Origin of the sequence: Streptomyces sp. NBC_01255 (assembly GCF_036226445.1) — a bacterium.
In the GTDB taxonomy this organism is placed as follows: Bacteria; Actinomycetota; Actinomycetes; order Streptomycetales; family Streptomycetaceae; genus Streptomyces.
The window spans coordinates 5,345,572-5,369,124 of the sequence record NZ_CP108474.1 but is presented as its reverse complement, the minus strand read 5'-3'; the positions used below and the strand labels follow the sequence as shown (position 1 = coordinate 5,369,124).

At 73.1% G+C, this 23,553-nt stretch carries 14 protein-coding genes; 8 read left to right on the top strand and 6 right to left on the bottom strand.

Features of this window, described 5'->3' with window-relative positions; all coding sequences use genetic code 11:
• Nucleotides 1–219: 219 nt before the first annotated feature.
• Nucleotides 220–402: a hypothetical protein gene (locus OG357_RS24305; protein WP_317595836.1), complete on the top strand. Its 183-nt coding sequence runs from the start codon at nt 220–222 to the stop codon at nt 400–402.
• Nucleotides 403–545: 143 nt separating this feature from the next.
• On the opposite strand, the gene OG357_RS24300 is transcribed toward OG357_RS24305, so the two are convergent.
• The 4 genes from OG357_RS24300 to OG357_RS24285 all read right to left on the bottom strand — a co-directional run bounded on the left by OG357_RS24300 (nt 546) and on the right by OG357_RS24285 (nt 6,117).
• Nucleotides 546–1,376, bottom strand: a complete 831-nt coding sequence (locus OG357_RS24300) for an LPXTG cell wall anchor domain-containing protein (RefSeq protein WP_329623163.1) — start codon at nt 1,374–1,376, stop codon at nt 546–548.
• 398 nt (nt 1,377–1,774) lie between these two features.
• Nucleotides 1,775–2,878, bottom strand: a complete 1,104-nt coding sequence (gene prfB / locus OG357_RS24295) for a peptide chain release factor 2 (protein WP_329623162.1) — start codon at nt 2,876–2,878, stop codon at nt 1,775–1,777.
• Between the two features lie 105 nt (nt 2,879–2,983).
• Complete coding sequence (locus OG357_RS24290; protein ID WP_317595842.1) at nt 2,984–4,234, bottom strand: serine/threonine-protein kinase; 1,251 nt, start codon at nt 4,232–4,234, stop codon at nt 2,984–2,986.
• A 107-nt stretch (nt 4,235–4,341) separates the two neighbouring features.
• The gene (locus tag OG357_RS24285) at nt 4,342–6,117 is read right to left on the bottom strand and encodes a serine/threonine-protein kinase (RefSeq protein WP_329623161.1); all 1,776 of its coding nucleotides are present in this window, start codon (nt 6,115–6,117) and stop codon (nt 4,342–4,344) included.
• A 447-nt stretch (nt 6,118–6,564) separates the two neighbouring features.
• Between OG357_RS24285 and OG357_RS24280 the strand changes: the two genes are divergently transcribed.
• From OG357_RS24280 to OG357_RS24265, 4 genes are all read left to right on the top strand, one after another.
• A complete protein-coding gene (locus OG357_RS24280; protein WP_329623160.1) occupies nt 6,565–10,485 on the top strand; it encodes an FHA domain-containing protein in 3,921 nt (1,306 codons plus the stop codon).
• 124 nt (nt 10,486–10,609) lie between these two features.
• On the top strand, nt 10,610–11,974 hold the full coding sequence (locus OG357_RS24275; RefSeq protein WP_329623159.1) for an ABC transporter substrate-binding protein: 1,365 nt from the start codon (nt 10,610–10,612) through the stop codon (nt 11,972–11,974).
• Nucleotides 11,975–11,983: 9 nt separating this feature from the next.
• Complete coding sequence (locus OG357_RS24270; protein WP_329623158.1) at nt 11,984–13,339, top strand: carbohydrate ABC transporter permease; 1,356 nt, start codon at nt 11,984–11,986, stop codon at nt 13,337–13,339.
• The gene (locus tag OG357_RS24265; RefSeq protein ID WP_329623157.1) at nt 13,336–14,277 is read left to right on the top strand and encodes a carbohydrate ABC transporter permease; all 942 of its coding nucleotides are present in this window, start codon (nt 13,336–13,338) and stop codon (nt 14,275–14,277) included. Before OG357_RS24270 ends, OG357_RS24265 begins: the two co-directional genes overlap by 4 nt.
• 36 nt (nt 14,278–14,313) lie before the next feature.
• On the opposite strand, the gene OG357_RS24260 is transcribed toward OG357_RS24265, so the two are convergent.
• Nucleotides 14,314–14,913, bottom strand: a complete 600-nt coding sequence (locus OG357_RS24260) for a TetR/AcrR family transcriptional regulator (RefSeq protein ID WP_329623156.1) — start codon at nt 14,911–14,913, stop codon at nt 14,314–14,316.
• A 139-nt stretch (nt 14,914–15,052) separates the two neighbouring features.
• Between OG357_RS24260 and OG357_RS24255 the strand changes: the two genes are divergently transcribed.
• From OG357_RS24255 to OG357_RS24245, 3 genes are all read left to right on the top strand, one after another.
• The gene (locus OG357_RS24255) at nt 15,053–15,973 is read left to right on the top strand and encodes an ABC transporter permease (RefSeq protein ID WP_329623155.1); all 921 of its coding nucleotides are present in this window, start codon (nt 15,053–15,055) and stop codon (nt 15,971–15,973) included.
• Nucleotides 15,966–16,775 carry an ABC transporter ATP-binding protein gene (locus OG357_RS24250; RefSeq protein ID WP_329623154.1) on the top strand — a complete coding sequence of 270 codons (810 nt, stop codon included), beginning with the start codon at nt 15,966–15,968 and terminating at the stop codon, nt 16,773–16,775. Before OG357_RS24255 ends, OG357_RS24250 begins: the two co-directional genes overlap by 8 nt.
• Nucleotides 16,776–16,924: 149 nt before the next feature.
• A complete protein-coding gene (locus OG357_RS24245; protein WP_443066723.1) occupies nt 16,925–18,220 on the top strand; it encodes a glycosyltransferase 87 family protein in 1,296 nt (431 codons plus the stop codon).
• Between the two features lie 48 nt (nt 18,221–18,268).
• Here OG357_RS24245 and OG357_RS24240 read toward each other — a convergent pair whose 3' ends face one another.
• Complete coding sequence (locus tag OG357_RS24240) at nt 18,269–23,236, bottom strand: NAD-glutamate dehydrogenase (RefSeq protein WP_329623153.1); 4,968 nt, start codon at nt 23,234–23,236, stop codon at nt 18,269–18,271.
• Between the last annotated feature and the right edge of the window lie 317 nt (nt 23,237–23,553).

The following is a 23,553-nucleotide window of genomic DNA, read 5'->3' as shown; positions in this document are numbered from 1 at the left end:
GCCGGGAGTAGGTGTGCGTGACCTTACGCGAACGGGGATGGCCCGCGCAGTCGCGGTCCTGGCTTGCGTGCTTTATCCTTTTCGCCCTTCCGGGCGGAAGGCGGGCAATCCGGTGGGGCGCGCCGAAACGCCCCGGAGCTGGCACAGTGGTAGGGGGAACGTCCGGACCCCTCCGGGCGTTGTCCTGGTGTGGATCCCTGTGCGGGAGGAGGAGAGCGCATGACCTACGACCGACTGGTGTGCGCCAACTGCGCGGCCCCGGTCGCCGAGGGCCGCTGCCCCGTCTGCCGCGCGAACCGGGAGCGTCTGACCCCTCAGGGTCCGTCCCCCGCGATGCTGCTGACGCTGGCGATCGCCCTACTGGCCGCGATCGCCCTGCTCGCGGTGGTCCAGGCGGCCTGAGAGGCGTCTCGGCGGTCCGAGAGACACCACACGAGGACGCCATACGAGGACGCCGCACGAGCCGGAGCATGACGAAGGGCCGGGGAGACTGATCTCCCCGGCCCTTCGTCATGCGCGCGCTCTCACGCGCTCACGCGGTCGTGTCAGACGGCGGCGTTGCCGCCACCGGCGACGAGACGCGGCAGCATGCGGAAGCCGATGCCGCCGGCGATCATGGTCGCGGCGCCGATGATCAGGAACGAGGTCTCGGCCGCACCGGTCTCGGCGAGCTCCTCCTTCGCCTGACCCTGCTGCACGGGCTGCGAGCCGGCGTTGTTGGTGTCGGTGTTGTTGTTGCCGGTGTCCACGCACTCGGCGCCGTCGAGGTCGACGGTGCAGGTGCCGGGGTCGCCGGAACCGGAGCCGGTGGAGCCACCGTCGGTGCCCTCGTCCGGGGTCACGGGGCTGTCGGTCGGACCGGGCTCGGTCCCGCCGTTGCCGTTACCGCCGTTGTCGTTGCCACCGTTGTTGTTGCCGTTGTTGCCGTTGCCGGGCTGGGTGGTCTCGCCACCGCCGGGCTCGGTGGTCTCGCCACCGCCGGGCTCAGTGGTCTCGCCGCCACCGGGCTCGGTGGTCTCGACCGGCGGGGTCGTCTCGACCGGCGGAGTGGTCTCCACCGGCGGGGTCGTCTCGACCGGCGGAGTGGTCTCCACCGGAGGCGTGGTCTCCACCGGCGGGGTCGTCTCGACCGGCGGAGTGGTCTCCACCGGCGGAGTCGTCTCCACCGGAGGCGTGGTCTCCACCGGCGGGGTCGTCGGCGGAAGCGTGGCATCGCAACCGGCGGTGCCGGGAAGGCACGTCTCCGTCGGAGTCGGTTCGCCCTCGCCGAAGGCACCCACGGCCTGCGCGGCACCGGCCGCGGTCAGCGAAGCTCCGGCGGCGATCACCGCTCCGGCGGCAATGCGCGCGAAACGGATTCGCATCTGCTTGGTCATCTGGCTGCTACCCCCAGTAGCTCAAACTCGTCATGGGGCAGCGCTCGGGGCCCCGCGCAGCAGGGGTGGCGTCACGACTGGGCCGGCCCCCGTTCACACGCGCCCCAGAAATGCGCATGCCAGTACGTCACCCTTCCGAGTTTCCGATGAAGCGTCAAGGCCGTTGCGCGTGCGATGCCCGAAAGATCCACAAGTGACCGGCATGAGACGATGCAACTGTGACGTAAACCCGTAACTCCGGGCCCGGCGACAGCAGTTCCCTTGTCGACAAAGCGCCCCGACGGCCCCGCTTCCGCTTGCGTCAGCGAATCCGCACGACGGTACGGAACGAGTCCGGGCCCCGCACCGAGAAGGTGCGGGGCCCGGACTCGTACGGCTGAACGGGTCAGCCGGGGAGACTACTTGTCCTGCTGCTTGCGCCAGCGGATGCCGGCCTCCAGGAAGCCGTCGATCTCGCCGTCCAGGACCGACTGCGGGTTGCCGACCTCGAACTCCGTCCGGAGGTCCTTGACCATCTGGTACGGGTGGAGGACGTACGAGCGCATCTGGTTGCCCCAGGAGCTGCCGCTGTCCTTGAGCGCGTCCATCCGCGCGCGCTCCTCCTGGCGCTGACGCTCCAGGAGCTTGGCCTGGAGGACGTTCATGGCGCTCGCCTTGTTCTGGATCTGGGAGCGCTCGTTCTGGCAGGAGACGACGATGCCGGTCGGGATGTGCGTGATGCGCACCGCCGAGTCGGTCGTGTTGACGCCCTGGCCGCCGGGGCCCGAGGCGCGGTAGACGTCGATGCGCAGCTCGGACTCGTCGATCTCGACGTGGTCGGAGGACTCGACGACCGGGAGGACCTCGACGCCCGCGAAGGACGTCTGACGGCGGCCCTGGTTGTCGAAGGGCGAGATGCGGACCAGTCGGTGGGTGCCCTGCTCGACGGAGAGCGTGCCGTAGGCGTACGGCGTCTTCACCACGAAGGTGGTCGACTTGATGCCGGCCTCTTCCGCGTACGAGGTCTCGTAGATCTCCGTCGCGTAGCCGTGGCGCTCCGCCCAGCGCAGGTACATGCGCTGGAGCCGCTCGGCGAAGTCGGAGGCGTCGACGCCGCCGGCCTCCGCACGGATGTTGACCAGGGCCTCGCGCTCGTCGTACTCGCCGGAGAGGAGCGTGCGGACCTCCATCTCGTCGAGGGCCTTGCGGACGGAGGTGAGCTCCGTCTCGGCCTCGGCGAGGGTGTCCGAGTCGTCCATCTCCTCGGCGAGCTCGAAGAGGACCGAGAGGTCGTCGATCCGCCCGCGCAGGGTCTCGGCCTTCCGGACCTCCGCCTGGAGGTGCGAAAGCTTGCTCGTGATCTTCTGCGCCGCCTCCGGGTCGTCCCACAGGGACGGGGCCGCGGCCTGCTCTTCGAGCACGGCGATGTCGGCCCTCAGCTTCTCGAGGTCCAGGACGGCCTCGATCGACCCCATGGTCGAGGAGAGGGACTTCAGCTCTTCGGATACATCGACGACTGCCACGCGTCCAGCGTAACGGCTCCGGGCGAGGAGCCGAACCTTTGGCCGTGACGGCCGTACGGCTGTCCCCTGTGGCCGGGCGGCCGCCCTTACGGCTGGGAGCCGCCCTTACGGCTGGGAGGACTGCTTCGAGTCCTGCGGCGGCGCGTCCCCGTCCCCGGAGGCCGCCAGGTAGCCGCCGGCGCCGAGTGCTCCGGCGACGACGACCGCCGCGACGGCGAGGGTGATCCGGCGCTTGCGGACCACGCCCGCCTTGTGGCGGGCGGAGCCGGGGCGCCGGGCGCCCGCCGGGCGGGGGGCCCGGGCGGTGCCGAGGGGGCCGCCGGAGAGCTCGTCGGGGGCCGGTACCCGCATGGAGGTGTGGGTGTCCCGGTTGGAGTCGGCGGAGGCGCCGGGGACGAGCGGGACGGCGGCCCGGCGCGGACCGGGCTCACCGGCAGCCGTACCGGTGGCGTACGCGTCCTCCTCGTACGGCTCCGACGCGGACGCCGAAGCCGGTTCCGAGTCGGGTTCGTCCACGTCCAGCGGCGGGATGCCCTTGAGGAGCGGCAGGACGTCCTTGAGGCGGGCGGCGAGCTCGGAGGCGCGCAGACGGGAGGCCGGGGCCTTCGCCAGGCACTGCACGATCAGCTGCCACAGCTCCTCGGGGATGCCGGGGAGCGGGACGACGGTCTCGGTGACGTGGCGGCGCAGAACGGCGCCGGGGTGTCCGCCGCCGAAGGGCGTGAAGCCGGCGAGCAGTTCGTACAGGACGGTCGCGAGGGCGTAGATGTCGACGGCCGCGCGCGGCGGGAGGCCCTCGACGATCTCGGGGGCGAGGTAGTCGGGGGTGCCGATGATCCGGGTGGCCTTGGTGCGGCCCGGGGTGTCGATCAGCTTGGCGACGCCGAAGTCGGTGAGGAGGGCGGGGTGGGCGCCGGCGGGGCCGAGCGGGCCCTCCATGTCGAGCAGGATGTTCTCGGGCTTGACGTCCCGGTGGACGACCCCGGCGGCGTGCGCGGCGGCCAGGGCGTCGGCGACGTCGGCGGTGATCGCGACGGCGGCCTCGGGGGCGAGCCGCCGCTCCCGGTCCAGACGGGTGCGCAGGTCGGTGCCGCGCACGAGGTCCATGACCAGGGCGAGGTCGTTGCCGTCGACGACGAGGTCGCGGACCTTGACCACCCGGGGGTGGTCGAGGCCGAGCAGGGCGGTGCGCTCCTGGACGAAGCGGCCGACGAGTTCCTGGTCGGACGCCAGGTCCTCGCGCAGCAGTTTGACGGCGACGGGCCCTTCGGGTCCCTCGCCGAGCCACACCGTTCCGGCGCTGCCCCGCCCGAGGATCTGGTGGGCGGTGTAGCGGCTGCCGATGTTCCGTGCCAAGACTGCTCCCTCAGCGGCTGCGGTTCGCGTCAAAGCTACGCGTCCGCAGCCGCCGGTCGTCACTTCCGAACGGAAATCACCCCTCGGAAGTCGATAAATCGGCAGTATTACTGCCCCGTACCGCCGGTAGTACCCCCGGAGCCGGTGGCCTCGCCGATCGTGGAGATCCAGTCCGTGACCGTCGAGATGCCGTCTCCGATGGCCTCCCAGTAGCCCTTGCCCTCGGCGATCCAGCCCTGGAGCGGGGTCAGCTCCCAGATGAGCCAGCCCGCGACCACGAACAGCACGATCGTGAACAGGCAGCCCTTGAGGCAGCCGAGGCCGGGGATCCGCATCGGGTTGGCGCTGCGCTGACGCGGCGGGCGCGGCTCGCGCGGCGCGGGCGCCTGGGGCGGCGGCTGCGGGGGCGTGTACTGCTGCTGGGGCGGCTGCTGCGGCTGCGCGTACTGCTGCGGGGGCGGCGGGGGCGCGTACTGCTGCGGCTGGTGCTGCTGCTGGTACTGCTGCGGCGGCGCCGGGCGCTGCTGCTGGTGCTGCGGCGGCCCCTGCTGCCCGTACTGACCCTGCTGCCCGTACTGGCCGGGCTGGCCCTGCTGGCCCTGCTGCCCGTACTGGCCGGGCTGGCCCTGCTGGCCCTGCTGCCCGTACTGGCCGGGCTGGCCCTGCTGCTGCGGGCGCTGCGGGCGGCGGCGCAGCGGGTCCTCGCTCGGGTCGAGGTACTGCACCTGCGTCTGCTCGTTGCGGTCGCGGGCCGCGCGCAGCTGGTTCTGCCAGGGGTGCGGGTCCTCGGACTGCGGCGGCTGGGCCGGTACGGGGGGCATGACGGCCGTCGGGTCGGCGACGCCCGCCGGGCCGCTGGTCGGCATCACGCTGGTCGCGGCGGCGGGGTCGTACTGCAACGGGTTCCCGGCGCCGCTGGGCAGCACCTGGGTGGCGTCGGCGGCCCCCGGGGTCTCCGGGACGGGCGCGGGCGCCGGGTCCGGGGCGAGGAGCGCCCCGACGCCGTCCGCCGCCTCGATCTGGGCGGGCGTGGCGTGGACGCCGATGCCGGCGGCGACGGCGCGCAGGCCGCGGGCCAGGTTCTCGGCGCTCGGGCGGCGGTCGGGGTCCTTGCTGAGGCAGCGCTCTATGACCGTCCACAGCGGGCCGGGCACGGTAGAGGGGCGGCGCGGCTCCTCGCTGAGGTGCCGGTGGAGGACCTCCAGGGCGGTGCCGCCCGCGAACGGGGGCCGGCCGGTGACGAGCTCGTAGAGCAGGATGCCCGCGCCGTAGATGTCGACGGCGGAGGTCTGCGGGCGCCCCTCGGCGGACTCGGGCGCCACGTACGCGGGCGTGCCGACGAACTCGTGCGTCCGGGTCAGGCCCGGGGAGTCCGCGAGGCGCGCGATGCCGAAGTCGGTGAGCATCGGGTGCATCTGGCCGCCCTGCTCGGCGAGCAGGACGTTGGCCGGCTTGAGGTCGCGGTGGACGACGCCGTCGGCGTGACTGGCGGCGAGCGCGTCGGCGATCTGGGCCGTCAGGAGGGAGGCGGCGACCGGGGTGAGCGGTCCGCTCTCCCTGATGTACCGGTGGAGGTCGGGGCCCTCGACGAGGTCCATGACGAGGGCGAGGACGTCGCCCTCGACGACCAGGTCGCGGGTCCGCACGATGTTCGGGTGGGTGAGCCGGAGGAGCACGGACCGCTCGCGCAGGAAGCGCATCACGATGTCCGCGTCGTTGGCCAGCTCCTCCTTGAGGACCTTGATCGCGACGGTCTCGCCGGGCTGGCCGGGCACGGCCGCCTCGGCGCCCGCCGTCTCCCGCTGGCGGGCTCGCCAGACGGTGCCCGTGGCGCCGCGTCCGAGCGGCTCCTCGAGCAGGTACTTGCTGCCGATAGGCCGCACGTCACGCGCTCCCTGCTGATCGTGGTCCTGGGGTGGTCTCGTGTGGTCCCCGGGGTCCCTGTCCTCTGTTGTGACCCGTCCGGGTGTCCGACCCACTTTAGTGCCGCCGAACGGGTCACAGGCCGGTCGTCCACAGCCGGATCGTGCACCGAACTTGTCCGGAAGAAGACGCTCCGCGGACCGCGGCGGTTGCCAGGCATGCTCCGAAGGCATGCCCAACCAGGCATTTTTAGGACCACAGCCGACCATTCAAGATCACTTGTGGCCGACCCGGGGGCGGGTTGTCGGTGGCAGGTGCGAGGATGCCTACAGCACGTCGCATCGGTGGGGTCGGGAGCCCCCCGCGCCGTGCCGACCTGTACCGGACGACGCGTCCGTGCCGGGTGGGGGGAGTCACAGGGCGGTTCCCCTGCCGGGCATCTCGCGCAGAAGGGACCGCTGACGGCGATGCAGATCCGGCTGACCGTCCTCGCGCCGCACTCCGGCCATGGCAGCCACGGCGGCCACGGCTCCGGGCGCGCCTGTGACGTCCTCGTCACGGCCCCCGCCGGGACGGCGCTCGCCGCCGTCGCCTCCGGTCTGGCCGCCGCCGTCACCGGCCCCGACACCTCCGCCTCGGGCACGACCGTGCTCTACGCGGGCGGGGACCGGCTCGACAGCAGGCGCTGTGTGCTCGGCGAGCCTCCGCTCGTCGACGGCGCCGTCCTCTCGCTCCAGGTCCCCGGCCCCGACGACCGGGTCGGCGAGGCCGCCTCCGCCCGGCTGCACGTGGTGGCCGGACCGGACGCGGGCGGGGTGCACCTGCTGCACGGCGGAGCGATCAGAATCGGCCGTTCCGTCGACGCCGACGTACCGCTCGACGACCCGGACGTCTCGCGCGCGCACTGCACGGTGACCGTCGGCGCCGACGGCCGCGTCACCGTCTCCGACCTGGGCTCGACGAACGGCACGACGCTCGACGGCGTGCCGGTCGGCGACCGCCCTGTCCGGCTCCTCCCCGGCTCCCTGCTGCGCCTCGGCGAGTCCGCCCTCCGGCTGACCGGCCCCGGCGACGAACCCGGCGGTACGGAGACGGTGGCGACGACCCCCGACGGCGAGGGCCACCTGCGGGTCGCGGGCGGGACGGCCGGGCCGGCCGCGACGCAGGCGCCCGCCGGTCCCGACGCGTCCTCGGGACACCCGGCCTCGGGACACGCATCCTCGGGACACGCGGCCGACGACAGCACGCACGGGGGCGCGCGCGGTGGCGCGCACGACACCTCTCACCACGCCTCCCAGGACACCCGGCACGACGACGTGTACGTCGATCCGTACGCGCGTCCGCACGCGGATCCGTACGCCGCCGAGCCCTACGGCGACCGCCCCGGCTCCGCCGGCCACACGCGCGCGGAGGAGCCCCGGGGCCCCCACGACCACACCGGCGGCGAGGCCCACAGCAGGACCCGGCAGTCCCGCCGCCAGGGCACGGAACCGGCCCCGGCGCCCGGCCGTCCCGGCGGGAAGCGTGGGCTCGGCGCGTGGGCCCGGCGCCTCGCGGGCGGCCGCGAGGACCTCCCGGCCCAGGACACCGGCTCCGGGTCCGCCCCGGACACCCACGCGGGCACGCCCGCCGGCGCCCTGAGCGGTGCCCGTCCGGGCCCCGGCGGGCGGGGCACGGCCACCGGCCCCGGCGCCGTGGCCGACACCTGGCCCGACCCGGCCACCGTCCTGCTCACCGCCCTCGGCCCCGGCCCCCGCCTCTGGGAGCGGGCCCAGGACCACGCCGAGTCCCTCGTGGTCCGGCTCGGCACGACCGACCGCGCCGAGCTCTCCGGAGTGCCCGTCACCGTCGGACTGCGCGAGGCCGGTTCGCTCGGTCTCGCCGGCCCCGCCGACCGGCTCGCCGGGCTCGCCCGCTCGGTCGTGGCCCAGCTCGCCGCCCTGCACTCCCCCGCCGATCTGGAGATCGTGCTGATCAGCGCCGACCGGAACCGCTCCCTTGAGGAGCGGCGCCGCGCCTGGGGCTGGCTCGGCTGGCTCCCGCACGCCCGCCCGGCCCACGGCCAGGACTGCCGCCTGCTCCTGGCGTACGACCGCGAGCAGGCCCAGGCCCGGACGACCGAGCTGACCCGGCGGCTCGACGACGGTCCCCTCGGGCCCGGCTGGCCCAGCGCCGACCGCGCGTCCGTCGCCGAGGCCGCCGCGCGCCACGCCGGGACGGCGACGGTCGTGATCGTCGACGGCGACCCCGGTTCCGCCGCGCTGCGCGAGACGGTCGCGCGGCTCGCGGGCGCCGGAGCGGCGGCGGGCATCCACCTCCTGTGCCTCGCCGAGGCACCTTCGGCCACCCCGGAATCGCCGGTGGCCGCCACCTACGAGGCCGCCTGCGCCGCGTCCCTCGCCTTCCGCGAGTGCGGGGCCGCCGCGCTCCTGAGCGGCGACGTGGCGACGGCGCTGCGGCTGGTCCGCACCTCCGGCGGCCGGGTCGCGGGCCACGGCACGGTCGGCGTGGTCGACGCGGTCTCCGTCGCCTGGGCCGACCGGTTCGGCCGGGCCCTCGCCCCGCTGCGTACGGAGACGGCGGCGGCGCCGCACGGCCGGGCCGCCACGCTGCCCCCGTCGGCGCGCCTGCTCGACGAGCTCGGCCTCGCCCGGGCGACCCCCGCCTCCCTGCTGGCCCGCTGGGCCTCCGCCGGGGACGGGACGGCCGTGCTCGGCGCGGGCCCGCGCGGCCCGCTGTCGGTGGACCTCACCCAGGAGGGCCCGCACCTGCTGATCGAGGGCCCCGCGGGCAGCGGCCGCACGGAGCTGCTCCGCTCGATCGCCGCGTCCCTCGCGGCCGGCGGCCGCCCGGACCGGCTTGGCCTGCTCCTCGTGGACGGAGCGGGCGGCGACCGCGGCGAGGGCCTCGCGGTCTGTACGGAGCTGCCGCACGTCACCGAGCACCTCGTCGCCTCCGACCCGGTACGGATGCGGGAGTTCGCGCAGGCGCTCGGCGCCGAGCTGAAGCGCCGCGCGGAGCTCCTGGGCGACGGCCACTTCGCCGACCGGCGCGGGTCCCGTGCCGCGCCCGCCGCCAACGCCGACCGGCTGATCGGCCAGCGTTCCCCGAGCGCGGCGGAATCCGTACCGCAGGGCGCCCGCGCGACCGTCCGCGTGTCCGACCCGGGCGATCTGACGGACCGCCCGAGCGGCCGCACCCTGCGCACGGGCGACGGCACGATCGGCTCCCTCCCGAGCACGCGCGGCGCCCGCACACCCGAGGGCGACCTCGGCGGCCGCCCGAGCGGCAGGATCACGTACTCGGCCTCGGACGACCTGAACGGCCGCACCGGCGGCCGCACCCTCCGCACGGGTGACGGCAGCCTCCACGACGGCTCCAGCGGCCGCGTCCCGTACCCCGGCGCGGACGACCTGGGCGGGCGCTCCAGCGGGCGCGTGCCCCGCACGGGCTCCGGCGACCTCGGCGACCGCCCGAGCGGCCGCGTACAACACCTCGGTGCCGACGACCTGGGCGGGCGCTCCAGCGGGCGGGTCCCGTACCCCGGCGCCGACGACCTGAACGGCCGTTCCAGCGGGCGGGTGGCGCGTGACGGTGGGGCGCGGTCCGCGGGCGGGGACGCCTTCCTCGCCGACACGCCCAGCGGGCGGCTCCCCCGCCGCGAGGGCGGGTCCCTGGACGACCGCCCGAGCAGCCGCACCCTCCGCACGGGCGACGGCGACCTCGCCGACCACCCGAGCGGCCGCGTACCGCACCCCGCGAGCGAGCAGCCCGGAGTGAGCGACCAGGCCGGCGGGCGGATTCCGCGGCCCGCCGTCGGGGAGTCCGCGTCCGCCCGGGCGGCGGGTGCCGGGCCGCTGCCGCGGCTCGTCGTCCTCGTCGACGACTTCGACGCCCTGGTCGCCCCCGCGCTCGGAGCCTCCGGCCGGCCGGCCGCCGGGTCCGTCGTACGGGCCCTGGAGGCCGTCGCCCGGCACGGCGAGCGGCTCGGGGTGCACCTCGTCGCGACCTCGGCCCGCCCGGACCGTACCGCCGACACGGAGCTGGCCCACGGGGCCCGGCTGCGGATCGTGCTCGATCCGCCCCCGGTGGCCGCGGGCCCGGACGTACCGGCGGCCGGACGGGGCAGGCTCGGCCATCCGGACGGCCGCGTGACCCCGTTCCAGGCGGGCCGCGTCACCGGCCGCATCCCGCGGACGGCGACGCTCCGCCCGGTGGTCGTCCCGCTGGAGTGGGAGCGGATGGGCGACCCGCCCACCCGCCGCCCGGTCCGCGAGCTGGGCAACGGCCCGACGGATCTGGCCCTCCTCGCGAGCGCCCTGGACCGGGCGGCCCGTTCGGTCGAGGCGACGCCGATACCGCCGCTCGCGCCCGCCACCCGCGCCTGACGGCACGTCACGAGGGCATCACGATCCCCCACTTGACACGGAAGGCGGTATTGCGGGGGCTCCGGCATCCGGCGTAGACCTGTCGGCACGGGACAGCGACGCGCACGGGAGAGACGGGGCAGCGATGCGGACAACTCTTCGTCCACGCAAGGCCGCAGTGACCACCACGGCGCTCACGGCGCTCACCGCACTGGTCCTCGCGGCCTGCGGCGGGGGCGGCGACGGCGAGGCCCGCCCGGGCCCGGGCGACGCCACGACCGGCACCTCCCTCAAGGGCGAGAAGATCGAGGTCGCCGCCGTCTGGACGGGCCCCGAGCAGGAGAACTTCACCAAGGTCCTCAAGGAGTTCGAGAAGCGCACCGGCGCGACCGTCACGTTCGTGCCCGCCCAGGACCCGATCGTGAACTTCCTCGGGACGAAGATCGCCGGCGGCTCGCCGCCCGACGTGGCGATGCTCCCGCAGGTCGGCGCGATCCAGCAGGCCGCCGCCCAGAAGTGGCTGAAGCCGGTCGGCCCCGAGGCCGAGGCCCAGCTCGCCGCGAACTACTCGCCCGGCTGGCAGAAGCTCGGCGCGGTCGACGGCACCCAGTACGGGGTCTACTTCAAGGCCGCCAACAAGTCCCTGGTCTGGTACAACACCGCGGTCTTCGAGAACGCGGGCGCGACCGAGCCGAAGACCTGGAAGGAGTTCCTCACCACCGCCGAGACCATCTCGGCCTCCGGCGTCACCCCGGTCTCGGTCGGCGGCGCGGACGGCTGGACCCTCACCGACTGGTTCGAGAACGTCTACCTGTCCCAGGCGGGCCCGGCCAAGTACGACCAGCTGGCGAAGCACGAGATCAAGTGGACCGACCCGTCCGTCGCCGCGGCCCTCACCACGCTCGCCGAGCTGTTCGGGAAGCCGGCGCTGCTCGCGGGCGGGACGAGCGGCGCGCTCCAGACCGAGTACCCGGTCTCCGTCACCCAGACCTTCACGGGCGGCGACCAGCCCAAGGGGGCGATGGTCTTCGAGGGCGACTTCGCGGCCGTCAACATCGCCCAGACGAAGGCGAAGATCGGTACGGACGCGAAGGCCTTCCCGTTCCCGACGGTCGGCGACGGCATCGCTCCCGTCGTGACGGCCGGCGACGCGGCCGTGGCGCTGAAGGACACCAAGGGCGCGCAGGCGCTGCTCGCCTTCCTGGCCTCCCCTGACGCGGCGAGGATCTGGGCGGCCGAGGGCGGCTTCCTCTCCCCCAACAAGAACCTGGACCCGGCCGCGTATCCGAACGACGTCCAGCGCGAGATCGCCAAGGCCCTCATCGGCGCCGGCGACGACTTCCGCTTCGACATGTCGGACCAGATGCCGCAGTCGTTCGGCGGGACTCCGGGCAAGGGCGAGTGGAAGGCGCTCCAGGACTTCCTGAAGAACCCGAAGGACGTCGCCGGGGCCCAGGCTCGCCTGGAGGCGGACGCGGCGAAGGCGTACCGGGCCGCCGCGAAGAGCTGAGGCCCCGGCATGCCGAAGGCCACCCGCATCCGCAGCGCGAACAAGAGCACGAGCACGAGCAACAGCAACAGCAACAGCAACAGCAGGGCGGTCGCGGCGGGGTTCCTGCTCCCCGCGCTGCTCCTGCTCGGGGCGCTGGTCGTCTACCCGATCGGATACTCCGTCCAGCGCTCGTTCTTCGACCGCTCCGGCTCCTCCTTCGTGGGCCTGGACAACTACCTCGCGCTCGTCACCGACGACTCGCTGCGCACCGCCGTACAAAACAACCTGATCTGGCTGGTTCTCGCCCCCGCGGTCGCCACCGCCCTCGGTCTGCTGTTCGCCGTCCTGACCGAACGCATCCGCTGGGGCACAGCGTTCAAGCTGGTCGTCTTCATGCCGATGGCGATCTCGATGCTCGCGGCCGGGATCATCTTCCGGCTCGTCTACGAGCAGGACCCGGACCGGGGCGTCGCCAACGCCGTCTGGGTCGGGGTCCACGACACCTTCGCCGAGTCCTCGGGCTTCCCCCGGGCCCGGCCGCTCCCCGTGCACCCGCTCACGGCGGCCGGCGGCGGCGCGTACGTCACCAAGGAGGCGGTACGCGCCGGGGAGCCCGTCCGGCTGCCGCTCGTCGGGGTGGCTCCGGGCCGGATGCCGAAGGAGGCCCGCCCGGCCGCCGAGCCGACCGCGTCGCCGACCGCCGCGGACACGATCAGCGGAACGGCCTGGCTGGACTTCACCAAGGGCGGCGGCGGGAAGCCGAACGTCGTCGACCCGGCCGAACAGGGCCTCGCCGGGCTGCGGATCGAGGCCGTACGGGACGGCAAGGTGGTCGCCACGGCCACGGCGGCGGCCGACGGCACCTTCGCCCTGCCCGCCGACCGCGCCGACGGAGCCGTACTCCGCCTCCCCGCGAGCAACTTCCGGGAGCAGTACAACGGCGTGGAGTGGCTGGGCCCCTCGCTCGTCACGCCGGCCGTGATCGGCGCGTACGTGTGGATGTGGGCCGGGTTCGCGATGGTGCTGATCGGCGCCGGGCTCGCGGCCGTACCGCGCGAACTCCTCGAAGCGGCGCGGGTGGACGGGGCGAACGAGTGGCAGGTGTTCCGCCGGATCACGGTCCCGCTCCTGGCCCCGGTCCTCGCGGTCGTCCTCGTCACGCTGATGATCAACGTGCTCAAGGTCTTCGACCTGGTCTTCGTCATCGCGCCGGGCTCGGCGCAGGACGACGCGAACGTGCTCGCGCTCCAGCTGTACCGCTCGTCCTTCGGCACGGACGCGGACCTCGGGGTCGGCTCGGCCATCGCCGTCGTGCTGCTCCTGCTGGTGCTGCCGGTGATGGCGGTCAACATCCGCCGCATCCGAAGGGAGACCCGCCGATGACCGCTCCCGCCCCGACGCCCGCTCCCGCCCCGACCCCCGCACGCGCCGCGTCGACCCCACCCACCCCGTCGACCCCACCCGCTCCGAAGACCTCACGCGTCTCCCGGATCGCGGCCCGCGCGGCCGGCGGCGCGGTCCGCGTCTTCCTCGTCCTGGCCGGGCTGTTCTGGCTGCTGCCGACGGCCGGGCTGCTGTTCTCCTCCTTCCGCTCGCCCTCCGACATCGCGGCGAGCGGCTGGTGGGAGGCGTTCACGGCCCCGGCGCGGCTGACCACCGAGAACTACACCGGGCTCCTCGCCGACGGGACGATCACCGGGTCGCTCCTCTCCACCGTCCTGATCACCGTCCCGGCCACGCTCCTCGTGCTCGTCCTCGGCTCGTTCGCCGGATACGCCTTCGCGTGGCTGGAGTTCCCGGGCCGGGACTGGTGGTTCCTGGGGGTGGTGGCCCTGCTCGTGGTCCCGGTGCAGGTCGCGCTGGTCCCGGTGTCGAAGCTCTTCGGCGCGGTCGGGCTCTTCGAGACGACGCTCGGGGTCGTCCTCTTCCACACCGCGTTCGGCCTGCCGTTCGCGATCTTCCTGCTGCGGAACTTCTTCGCGGAGATCCCGCGCGAGCTCCTGGAGGCGGCGCGGCTCGACGGGGCGGGCGAGGTGCGGCTCTTCACACGGGTGGTGCTGCCGCTCGGCGGTCCGGCGATCGCCTCGCTGGGGATCTTCCAGTTCCTGTGGGTGTGGAACGACATGCTGATCGCGCTGATCTTCGCGGACTCGCAGTCGCCGCCGATCACGGTGGCGCTCCAGCAGCAGGTCCGGCAGTTCGGCAACAACGTGGACGTGCTGGCGCCGGGGGCGTTCCTGTCGATGGTGGTGCCGCTGGCGGTGTTCTTCGCGTTCCAGCGGCAGTTCGCGACCGGGGTGATGGCGGGCGCGGTGAAGTAGCACTCCCCGGCGGTCGGCAGTCGGCAGTCGGCGGCCTCAGGCCTTGAGCGCCGCCACCGCCGCGCGCGCGAGCCCGTCCACGTACCCCTCGGGCAGCGGCGTGCGGACGACGACGAGGCGCCAGTAGAGCGGACCGACGACGAGGTCGAGGGCCGCGGCCGGGTCGGTGCCCTCGGGGAGCTCGCCGCGTGCGACGGCCTCGCGGACGATCCGGGCCATGACGCCCTGCTGGCCGTCGAGCAGCGCCTCGCGGATGGCGTCGGCGATCTCCGGCTGCCGTGCGGCCTCGACGAGCAGGTCGGGGATGACCTGCGAGGCGACCGGGTGGCGCAGGGCGTACGAGGCCATCTCCAGGAGGGCGCGCACGTCCCCGTCCAGTGAGCCGGTGGCGGGCACCGGCACGCCCTGGGCGGCGAAGGCGCCGACGAGGTCGAGGACGAGGGAGAGCTTGGACTTCCACCGCCGGTAGACGGCGGTCTTGCCGACGCCCGCGCGGCGCGCGATGCCCTCGATGGACATCCGCGCGAAGCCGACGGCCGCGAGCTCCTCGAAGACGGCGTCACGGATGGCCTCGGTCACGTCCTCGCGGAGTACGGCGGCTCCGGCGGGGGCGCGGCGGGGGGTCGGTTCGGTCATGAACGGCATCCTAACCAACGACGACGTCACGACGATACGGTTGCGTTCCGACGTGCGAGCGCCCTAACCTCCCCGTAGCGACGATACGGACCCGTTCCATCGCCGACGACATCCGCACCCTTCGTCGAAAGCGGCCCGCGTGACCACGACCCTCGCCCCACCCGCACGAGAAGACCGGCGACGGCCCCCGCCCGAGGACCTCCGCGCGCTCGCCCTGCGCCACGGCCTGACCGTCAGCGGGGCCCGCCCCTCGCTCCCCGCCTACGTCCGGCAGCTCTGGTCCCGCCGCGACTTCATCGCCGCCTTCGCGACCGCCCGCCTCACCGCCCAGTACAGCCAGGCCCGACTCGGCCAGGTGTGGCAGGTGATGACGCCGCTGCTCAACGCGGCCGTGTACTACGCGATCTTCGGCGTCCTCATGAACGCCAAGCACGGCGTCCCCGACTACGTCCCGTTCCTGCTCACCGGCATCTTCGTGTGGACCTTCACCTCCGACACGGTCCTGGCCGGCACCCGCGCGATCAGCGGCAACCTGGGCCTGGTCCGCGCCCTGCACTTCCCGCGCGCGAGCCTCCCGATCGCCCTCGCGCTCCAGCAGCTCCAGCAGCTGCTCCTCTCGCTCACCACGCTCGGCGTGATCCTCGTCTGCTGCGGCGAGCTCCCCACCTGGAGCTGGCTGCTGACCGTCCCCGCGCTCCTCTGCCAGGCCCTGTTCAACACCGGCGCCGCCCTCGTCCTGGCACGGCTGGCGGCCCGCACCCCGGACATCAGCCAGTTGATGCCGTTCGTCCTGCGCACCTGGCTGTACGCCTCGGGCGTCATGTGGTCGATCCAGAACCTGGCGAGCACCGGCCGCTTCCCGGACGCCGTGGTGCTGGCCCTCCAGTGCAACCCGGCGGCGGTCTACATCGACCTCATGCGCTTCGCGCTGATCGAGAGCTACACGGCGGCGCAGCTGCCGCCACACGTCTGGGCGCTGGCCGTCGGCTGGGCCCTGGCGGCCTTCACGGGCGGCTTCATCTGGTTCTGGAAGGCGGAGGAGACGTACGGCCGTGGCTGAGACCCCCGACATCGAGACGCGCACCCCGACCGTCGTCGTCGACGGCGTCCACATCACCTACACCGTCCACGGCGGGCACCCCGGTGGCCGCGGCAGCGCCACCGCCGCCCTCGGCCGGATGCTGCGCCGCGGCCGTACGGCTCCGGCCGGCCGCCGGGTCCACGCCGTGAAGGGCGTGAGCTTCGCCGCGTACCGGGGCGAGGCGATCGGCCTGATCGGTTCGAACGGATCGGGCAAGTCGACGCTCCTGAAGGCCGTCGCGGGCCTCCAGCCCGTCGAGCGGGGCCAGGTCTACACCCACGGCCGGCCCGCCCTCCTCGGCGTCAACGCGGCCCTGATGGGCGATCTGACCGGCGAACGGAACGTGGTCCTGGGCGGCCTCGCGATGGGCATGAGCCGCGCCGAGGTCCGGGAGCGCTACGACGACATCGTCGAGTTCTCCGGCATCAACGAGAAGGACGACGCCATCTCCCGCCCCATGCGGACGTACTCCTCCGGGATGGGTGCCCGGCTGCGCTTCTCCATCGCCGCCGCCAGGAGCCACGACGTGCTGCTCATCGACGAGGCCCTGTCGACCGGCGACGCGCGCTTCCGCCGGCGCAGTCAGCGGCGGATCGACGAGCTGCGGGCGGAGGCGGGGACGGTCTTCCTGGTCAGCCACTCGAACTCCACCATCACGGAGACCTGCGAGCGGGCGCTGTGGCTGGAAGCGGGGACCCTGCGGATGGACGGCCCGGCGAAGGAGGTGGTGGCGGCGTACGAGGAGTACACGGGTACGAGGGCGACAAGACCTAAGAAATAGTGCATACCGGACTAGAGTGCCGAGGGATGACGAACGATCACCCGCAGCCGCCGCGCCGCCGGGCCCGGAACGACCCTCCGTCACCCACCGAGCCCCGACCCTCCGCCGCGCCCGCATCCCCCGTGTCCCCCGCCGCTCCGGTCGCGCCGATGGCACCACCACCCGCGCCCCCACCCGCCACCGCGCCCCCTCCCCCCTCCCTGACCGGGTCCCCGTTCACATCGGACACCTTCACCTCCGCCACCTTCGTCATGGTCGGCCGCGGCCCCGCCCTCGCCCTCGCCGCCGTCTGGCTCCTCACCCGCGTCGGCATGCTCCTGCTGCTCCTCCGCGACGACCTCGGCATCGGCGGGGTCGGCCGCGAGGTGGCCCTCTACGAGCACTGGTACGGGCAGTTCGCGACCGGCACCTTCCCGCCGGGCGACGTCACCTGGCAGTACCCGCCCGGCGCGGGCCTCGTGATCATGGCCCCGGGCATCCTGCCCTCGCTCACGTACTTCCAGGCCTTCGTCGCCCTCGCCCTCCTCGCGGACGCGGTCATCACCCTCGCCCTCGCCCGCGCCGACAGCGAACGCGTCACCCACGGCGCCTGGTACTGGGTCTGCGGCCTCCCGCTCCTCCTGCACCTCCCCCTCGCGCGGTACGACGTCCACACCACCGCCCTCGCCGTCCTCGCCCTGCTCGCCGTCAACGCCCGCTCGACGGGCGCCCACCAGCTCGGCGGGGCGCTCGCCGGAATCGGCGCCATGGTCAAGGTGTGGCCGGCGCTCGTCCTGATCGGCACCCCCCGGGGCCGAACCACCCGCGAGGCCTGGACCGCCGCCGTCACCGCCGCGGTCGCCCTCGTCGCCACCCTCGCACTGTTCTTCTCCGGGTCGTTCGGCTTCCTCCGCCAGCAGGGCAACCGCGGCATCCAGATCGAGTCCCTGGGCGGCACGGCCCTCGCGCTGGCCCGGGCCGCCGGCGTCTGGCCGGGCCGGGTCGAGTTCCGCTACGGCTCCTTCGAGTACGTCGGCCCGTACGTCTCCAGCCTCGGCCACCTCGCCCTGCTGCTCACCGTCATCGCCCTCGGCTGGCTGCTGCTCTGGCGCGTCCGGGCCCGGCGCTGGACCCCCGCGACCCCGCTCGACGCGGCCTTCGCCGCCGTCCTGCTCTTCACCGTCACCAGCCGGGTCATCAGCCCCCAGTACATGATCTGGCTGCTCGGGCTCGCCGCCGTCTGCCTGACCTCCCGCAGCACCGTGATGCGCCCGGTGGCCCTGCTGCTGCTCCCGGCGGCCGCGCTGAGCTCGCTCGCGTACCCCGTCCTGTACCTGGACGTCCTCGCCGGCACCCCCGCAGGCCTCACCGTCATGGCGGTCCGCAACGCCCTGCTCCTCGCGGCGGCGCTGCTCGCCGCCCGCCGCCTGTGGACCTCGACGGTCGCCACCCCGGCGGCGGAATGACGGAAGGGCCCCGCCGGAACACCGGCGGGGCCCTTCCTCACTTCACGATCAGCTGTGCGAACGCAGCAGCGTGCGCATCGTCCGCATGGCCACCGACAGGTTCGCCAGGTCGAAGGTGTCCGAGCCCTGGATCTCCTCCAGGGTCGTCCGCGCGCGGCCCAGGATCGCCGCGTTCTTCTCCTCCCAGGCCTTGAACCGCTCCTCCGGGCTCGACGTGCCGTTGCCCGCCGTCAGGACGTCCTGCGTGAGCGCGGCGTGCGCCGCGAACAGGTCCTCACGGATCGAGGCGCGGGCCATCGACTGCCAGCGGTCGCTGCGCGGGAGCTCGATGATCCGGTCCATGAGGTCGGTGATCCGCAGCCGGTCGGCCAGGTCGTAGTAGACCTCGGCCACCGCGAGCGGCTCCTTGCCCGTCCGGTCCGCGATCGCGACGACGTCGAGGATCGGGAAGGCGGACGAGAAGCCGGCGACCCGCAGCGCGAGCTCCTCCGGCACGCCGACCTCGGTCAGCTCGGCCACGATCGACTGGTACCACTCCAGGTCCGCGCCGCGCAGCAGCTCCGGCAGCCGGCCCCAGACCTCGTCCACCCGGTCGGCGAAGAACTCGATGGTCTCGCCGATCTGGAGCGGCTGCGGCCGGTTGTTGAGCAACCAGCGCGTGCCGCGCTCGACGAGCCGGCGCGAGTGCAGCCGCATCCGGGTCTGGACGTCGGCGGGCACCTGGTTGTCGAGGGCCTCGACGGCGTCCCAGACCTGGCCGAGGCGGAAGACCATCCGGGCCGCGGTCTGCGCGCGGACGATCTCCTCGATCGACGCGCCGGTCTCCTCGCGGAGGCGGTGCAGGAAGGTCGAGCCACCGGTGTTGACGGTGTCGTTGACCAGGACCGTGGTGATGATCTCGCGGCGCAGGGCGTGGTTGTCGACGGCCTCGGTGAACTTCTCGCGCAGCAGCGTCGGGAAGTACGCGTGGAGCAGCCCGCGCAGGTACGGGTCGTCCGGCAGCTCCGTACCGATCAGCTCGTCGGCCACCGTGATCTTGGTGTACGCGAGGAGGACGGCGAGCTCCGGCTGGCTCAGGCCGCGGCCGTTGTTGAGCAGCTCGCGGATCTGCCGGTCGTTGGGCAGGAACTCCAGCTCCCGGGAGAGGCTGCCGTCGCGGCCCAGGCGGCGCATGAAGCGCTGGTGGGCGTGGAGCAGCGAGGGCGACTGGGTGACGGCGTTGGCCAGGGCCGTGTTCTGCGCGTAGTTGTTGCGCAGGACGAGCGTGCCGACCTCGTCCGTCATCTCCGCGAGGATCTTGTTGCGCTGCTTGACGGTCATGTCGCCCTCGGCGACGAGCCCGTTCAGCAGGATCTTGATGTTGACCTCGTGGTCGGAGGTGTCGACGCCGGCGCTGTTGTCGATGGCGTCGGTGTTGACCTTGCCGCCCTGGCCCTCGGGGCCGCCGGTGCGGGCGAACTCGATACGGCCCAGCTGGGTCGCGCCGAGGTTGCCGCCCTCGCCGATGACCTGGGCGCGCACGTCCTGGCCGTCGACGCGGATGGCGTCGTTGGCCTTGTCGCCGACGTCCGCGTTGGACTCGACCGCGGCCTTGACGTACGTACCGATGCCGCCGTTCCACAGCAGGTCGACGGGCGCGTGGAGCACGGCCTTCATCAGCTCGGCCGGGGTCATCTTGGTGACGCCGTCCTCGATGCCGAGGGCGGCCCTGACCTGCGCGTTGACCGGGATGGACTTGGCGGTACGGGGGTGAATGCCACCGCCCGCGGAGAGCAGCGAGGTGTCGTAGTCGGCCCAGGACGAGCGGGGCAGGTCGAAGAGGCGGCGGCGCTCGGCGTACGAGGTGGCCGCGTCCGGGTTCGGGTCGATGAAGATGTGCCGGTGGTCGAAGGCGGCGACGAGCCGGATGTGCTCACTCAGCAGCATGCCGTTGCCGAAGACGTCACCGGACATGTCGCCGACGCCGACGACCGTGAAGTCCTCGGTCTGCGTGTCGTGGCCCAGCTCGCGGAAGTGGCGCTTGACCGACTCCCAGGCACCGCGGGCGGTGATGCCCATGCCCTTGTGGTCGTAGCCGGCGGAGCCGCCGGAGGCGAAGGCGTCGCCGAGCCAGAAGCCGTACGCCTCGGCGACCCCGTTGGCGATGTCGGAGAAGGTCGCGGTGCCCTTGTCGGCGGCGACGACGAGGTAGGTGTCGTCCTCGTCGTGGCGGACCACGTCGACCGGCGGCACGACCTCGCCCGCGACCAGGTTGTCGGTGATGTCGAGCAGCGCCGAGATGAAGGTCTTGTAGCTCTCGATGCCCTCGGCGAGCCAGGCGTCGCGGTCCACGGACGGGTCCGGGAGCTGCTTGGCGACGAAGCCGCCCTTGGCGCCGACGGGCACGATGACGGTGTTCTTCACCATCTGCGCCTTGACCAGGCCGAGGATCTCCGTACGGAAGTCCTCACGGCGGTCGGACCAGCGCAGGCCGCCTCGGGCGACCTTGCCGAAGCGCAGGTGGACGCCCTCGACGCGCGGCGAGTACACCCAGATCTCGAAGGCGGGGCGCGGGGCGGGCAGGTCGGGGATGGCCTGCGGGTCGAACTTCATCGACACGTAGGAGTGCGAGTTCCCGTCCGCCGCCTTCTGGAAGAAGTTGGTCCGCAGGGTCGCCTTGATGACGGTGAGGAAGGACCGCAGGATCCGGTCCTCGTCCAGGCTCGCGACCTGGTCGAGGGCGGCGTCCAGCTCTTCCAGGAGCGCGTCGATCAGCTCGGTGCCGGCGCGCTGGCGCTCCGGGGCCATCCGGGCCTCGAAGAGGGAGACGAGCAGCCGGGTGGTGTGGACGTTGTTGCGGAGGGTGTCCTCCATGTAGTCCTGGCTGAACGTCGAACCGGCCTGGCGCAGGTACTTGGCGTAGGCGCGCAGCACCATCGCCTCGCGCCAGGTGAGCCCGGCGGAGAGGACGAGGGAGTTGAAGTTGTCGTTCTCGGCCTCGCCGGTCCAGGTGGCGGCGAAGGCCTCCTGGAAGCGCTCGCGGGCGTCGTCGCCGACGTAGTCCCCGCCGTTGCCCGTCGGGGCCGGCATCCGCAGACCGAAGTCGTAGACCCAGGCGCGGGTGCGGTCGGAGCAGCGCAGCTCGTACGGGCGCTCGTCGGTGACCTCGACGCCGAGCCGGTTGAGGACCGGCAGGACGGCGGAGAGGGAGATCGGATCGCCGGTCTTGTAGATCTTGAAGCGGCGCTCGCCGGGGCCCGCGACGACGGGCTCGTAGAGGGAGAGAGCGAAGTCCTTGTCCGTACGGGCGAGGGCTTCCAGGTGGACCAGGTCTGCGACGGCCGCGCGCGGCGAGTGGTCGGCCTTGTAACCCTCGGGGAAGGCGTTGCCGTAGCGGCGGAGCAGCTCGGCGGCGTGCTCCTCGCCCAGCTCGGCGTTGAGCGCCTCGCCGAAGCCGTCGGCCCAGGAGCGGGCGGCCTCGACGAGCCGGGACTCGATGCGGTCGACGTCGGCGTCGGTCAGCTTGGCGAGCTCGGTGCCGGGCTTGACGCGGACGACGAAGTGCAGCCGGGAGAGGATCGACTCGGTGTTCCAGGCGGTGAAGTCGACGCTGATGCCGTCGAGCTCCTCCTTGAGGATGTCGATGATCCGCAGCCGGACGCGGGTGGTGTAGCGGTCGCGCGGCAGGTAGACGAGGGCCGAGTAGTAGCGGCCGTACTCGTCCTGGCGCAGGTAGAGCCGCAGCCGGCGCCGCTCCTGGAGGTACAGGACGCTGGTGACGATGGACTGGAGCTGGTCGACCGGGGTCTGGAAGAGCTCGTCGCGCGGGTACGTCTCCAGGATCTGGAGCAGGTCACGGCCGTCGTGGCTGTTCGGCGAGAAGCCGGCGCCCGCCAGGACCTCCTGGACCTTGCGCTTGACGACGGGGACGCGACGGACGGACTCGGTGTACGCGGCGGACGAGAACAGTCCGAGGAACCGCCGCTCGCCGATGACGTTCCCGTCCGCGTCGAACTTCTTCACGCCGACGTAGTCGAGGTACGAGGGGCGGTGCACGGTCGCCCGGCTGTTGGCCTTCGTCAGGATCAGCAGCTTGTGCTCGCGCGCCTTGGCGCGGGCGTCGGCGGGCAGCCGGCTGAAGGAGGGCGAGACGGGGTGCGCGTGGTGGCCCTCGTCGTCGCCGGCGTGCTGCGGGTCGGAGCGCAGGATGCCGAGGCCGGTGCCGGGCACGGCGGACAGGGCGTCGCCGTTGACGAGCTCGTACTCGCGGTAGCCGAGGAAGGTGAAGTGGTCGTCGGCGAGCCAGCGCAGCAGCTCGCGGGCCTCGTCCACCTCGGTGGGCCGCAGGTCGGAGGCGGTGGGCTCGGCCGGGAGGCCCTCGGCGATGCGCAGCGCGGCATCGCGCATCTTGTCCCAGTCCTCGACCGTCTCGCGGACGTCGGACAGGACGCGGAGCAGGTCGGCGGTGATCTGCTTGAGGTCGGCGCGGTCGGTCTCGCGGTCGATCTCGACGTGGATCCAGGACTCGGTGATCGCGTCGTGCGGCAGCTCGCCCTGGATCTGCGCCGAGAGGACCTCGATGAGCTTGCCGGCGACGTTACGGCGGACGAGGACCTGCGGGTGGATCACGACGTGGATGCCGCGGCCCTGGCGGGACAGCTCGTTGGTGACGGAGTCGACGAGGAACGGCATGTCGTCGGTGACGACCTCGACGACGGAGTGGCTGCTGGTCCAGCCGTTCTCCTCGACCGTCGGGGTGTGGACGCGCACGTTCGCCGTGCCCTGCGGACGGTTCTCCGCGAGCCGGTAGTGAGAGAGAGCGGCGCCGAACACGTCGACCGGGTCCCGGTCGCCGAGGTCCTCCGGCGCGGTGTGCAGGTAGTAGCGCTGGAGGTATTCGAGCACGGTGTCCCGGTCCGGGCGCTCCCCGGCACCCTCCGGCCCCGTCGGAAGTCGCCCCCCGACCGGGCTGTGCTCAGCTACCCGAGCGGCCCTTTCGAGCAGCTCGGCCTTGGCTTCGTCCAGCTTGGTCTGCATGTCCTCTGACTCCTGTCGCGCGCCGTTGCGTGACGTCGGTGGAAGAAAGGACACAACGCCTCGACGCGGTGATTCCGGTCGAAGACGACGTTATGCCCGGATGAGAGATGCCCGGATCGTTATCGGCCACGGAACGTGGCGCGTCCGGACGAGAAGGATCGGCGAACGCAGGGCCGACCCGGCCGCTGTCGCGGTCCGGGCGGCAGCCGGGGGCTTCGCTGCCCCCACGGCGTATCGCGCTGATCACGGCAAAAGCCTATCGCCCCCGCCCCCCGAACCGTCATGAGCCGTATGCGTACAAAAGAGCGGGCCAAGTT

Coding starts and splice junctions, on each gene's coding strand:
- OG357_RS24265 (WP_329623157.1), top strand. CDS start 13,336: ATGACCGCTCCCGCCCCGACGCCCGCTCCCGCCCCGACCCCCGCACGC.
- OG357_RS24275 (WP_329623159.1), top strand. CDS start 10,610: ATGCGGACAACTCTTCGTCCACGCAAGGCCGCAGTGACCACCACGGCG.
- OG357_RS24240 (WP_329623153.1), bottom strand. CDS start 23,236: ATGCAGACCAAGCTGGACGAAGCCAAGGCCGAGCTGCTCGAAAGGGCC.
- OG357_RS24280 (WP_329623160.1), top strand. CDS start 6,565: ATGCAGATCCGGCTGACCGTCCTCGCGCCGCACTCCGGCCATGGCAGC.
- OG357_RS24270 (WP_329623158.1), top strand. CDS start 11,984: ATGCCGAAGGCCACCCGCATCCGCAGCGCGAACAAGAGCACGAGCACG.
- OG357_RS24260 (WP_329623156.1), bottom strand. CDS start 14,913: ATGACCGAACCGACCCCCCGCCGCGCCCCCGCCGGAGCCGCCGTACTC.
- OG357_RS24245 (WP_443066723.1), top strand. CDS start 16,925: ATGGCACCACCACCCGCGCCCCCACCCGCCACCGCGCCCCCTCCCCCC.
- OG357_RS24305 (WP_317595836.1), top strand. CDS start 220: ATGACCTACGACCGACTGGTGTGCGCCAACTGCGCGGCCCCGGTCGCC.
- OG357_RS24300 (WP_329623163.1), bottom strand. CDS start 1,376: ATGACCAAGCAGATGCGAATCCGTTTCGCGCGCATTGCCGCCGGAGCG.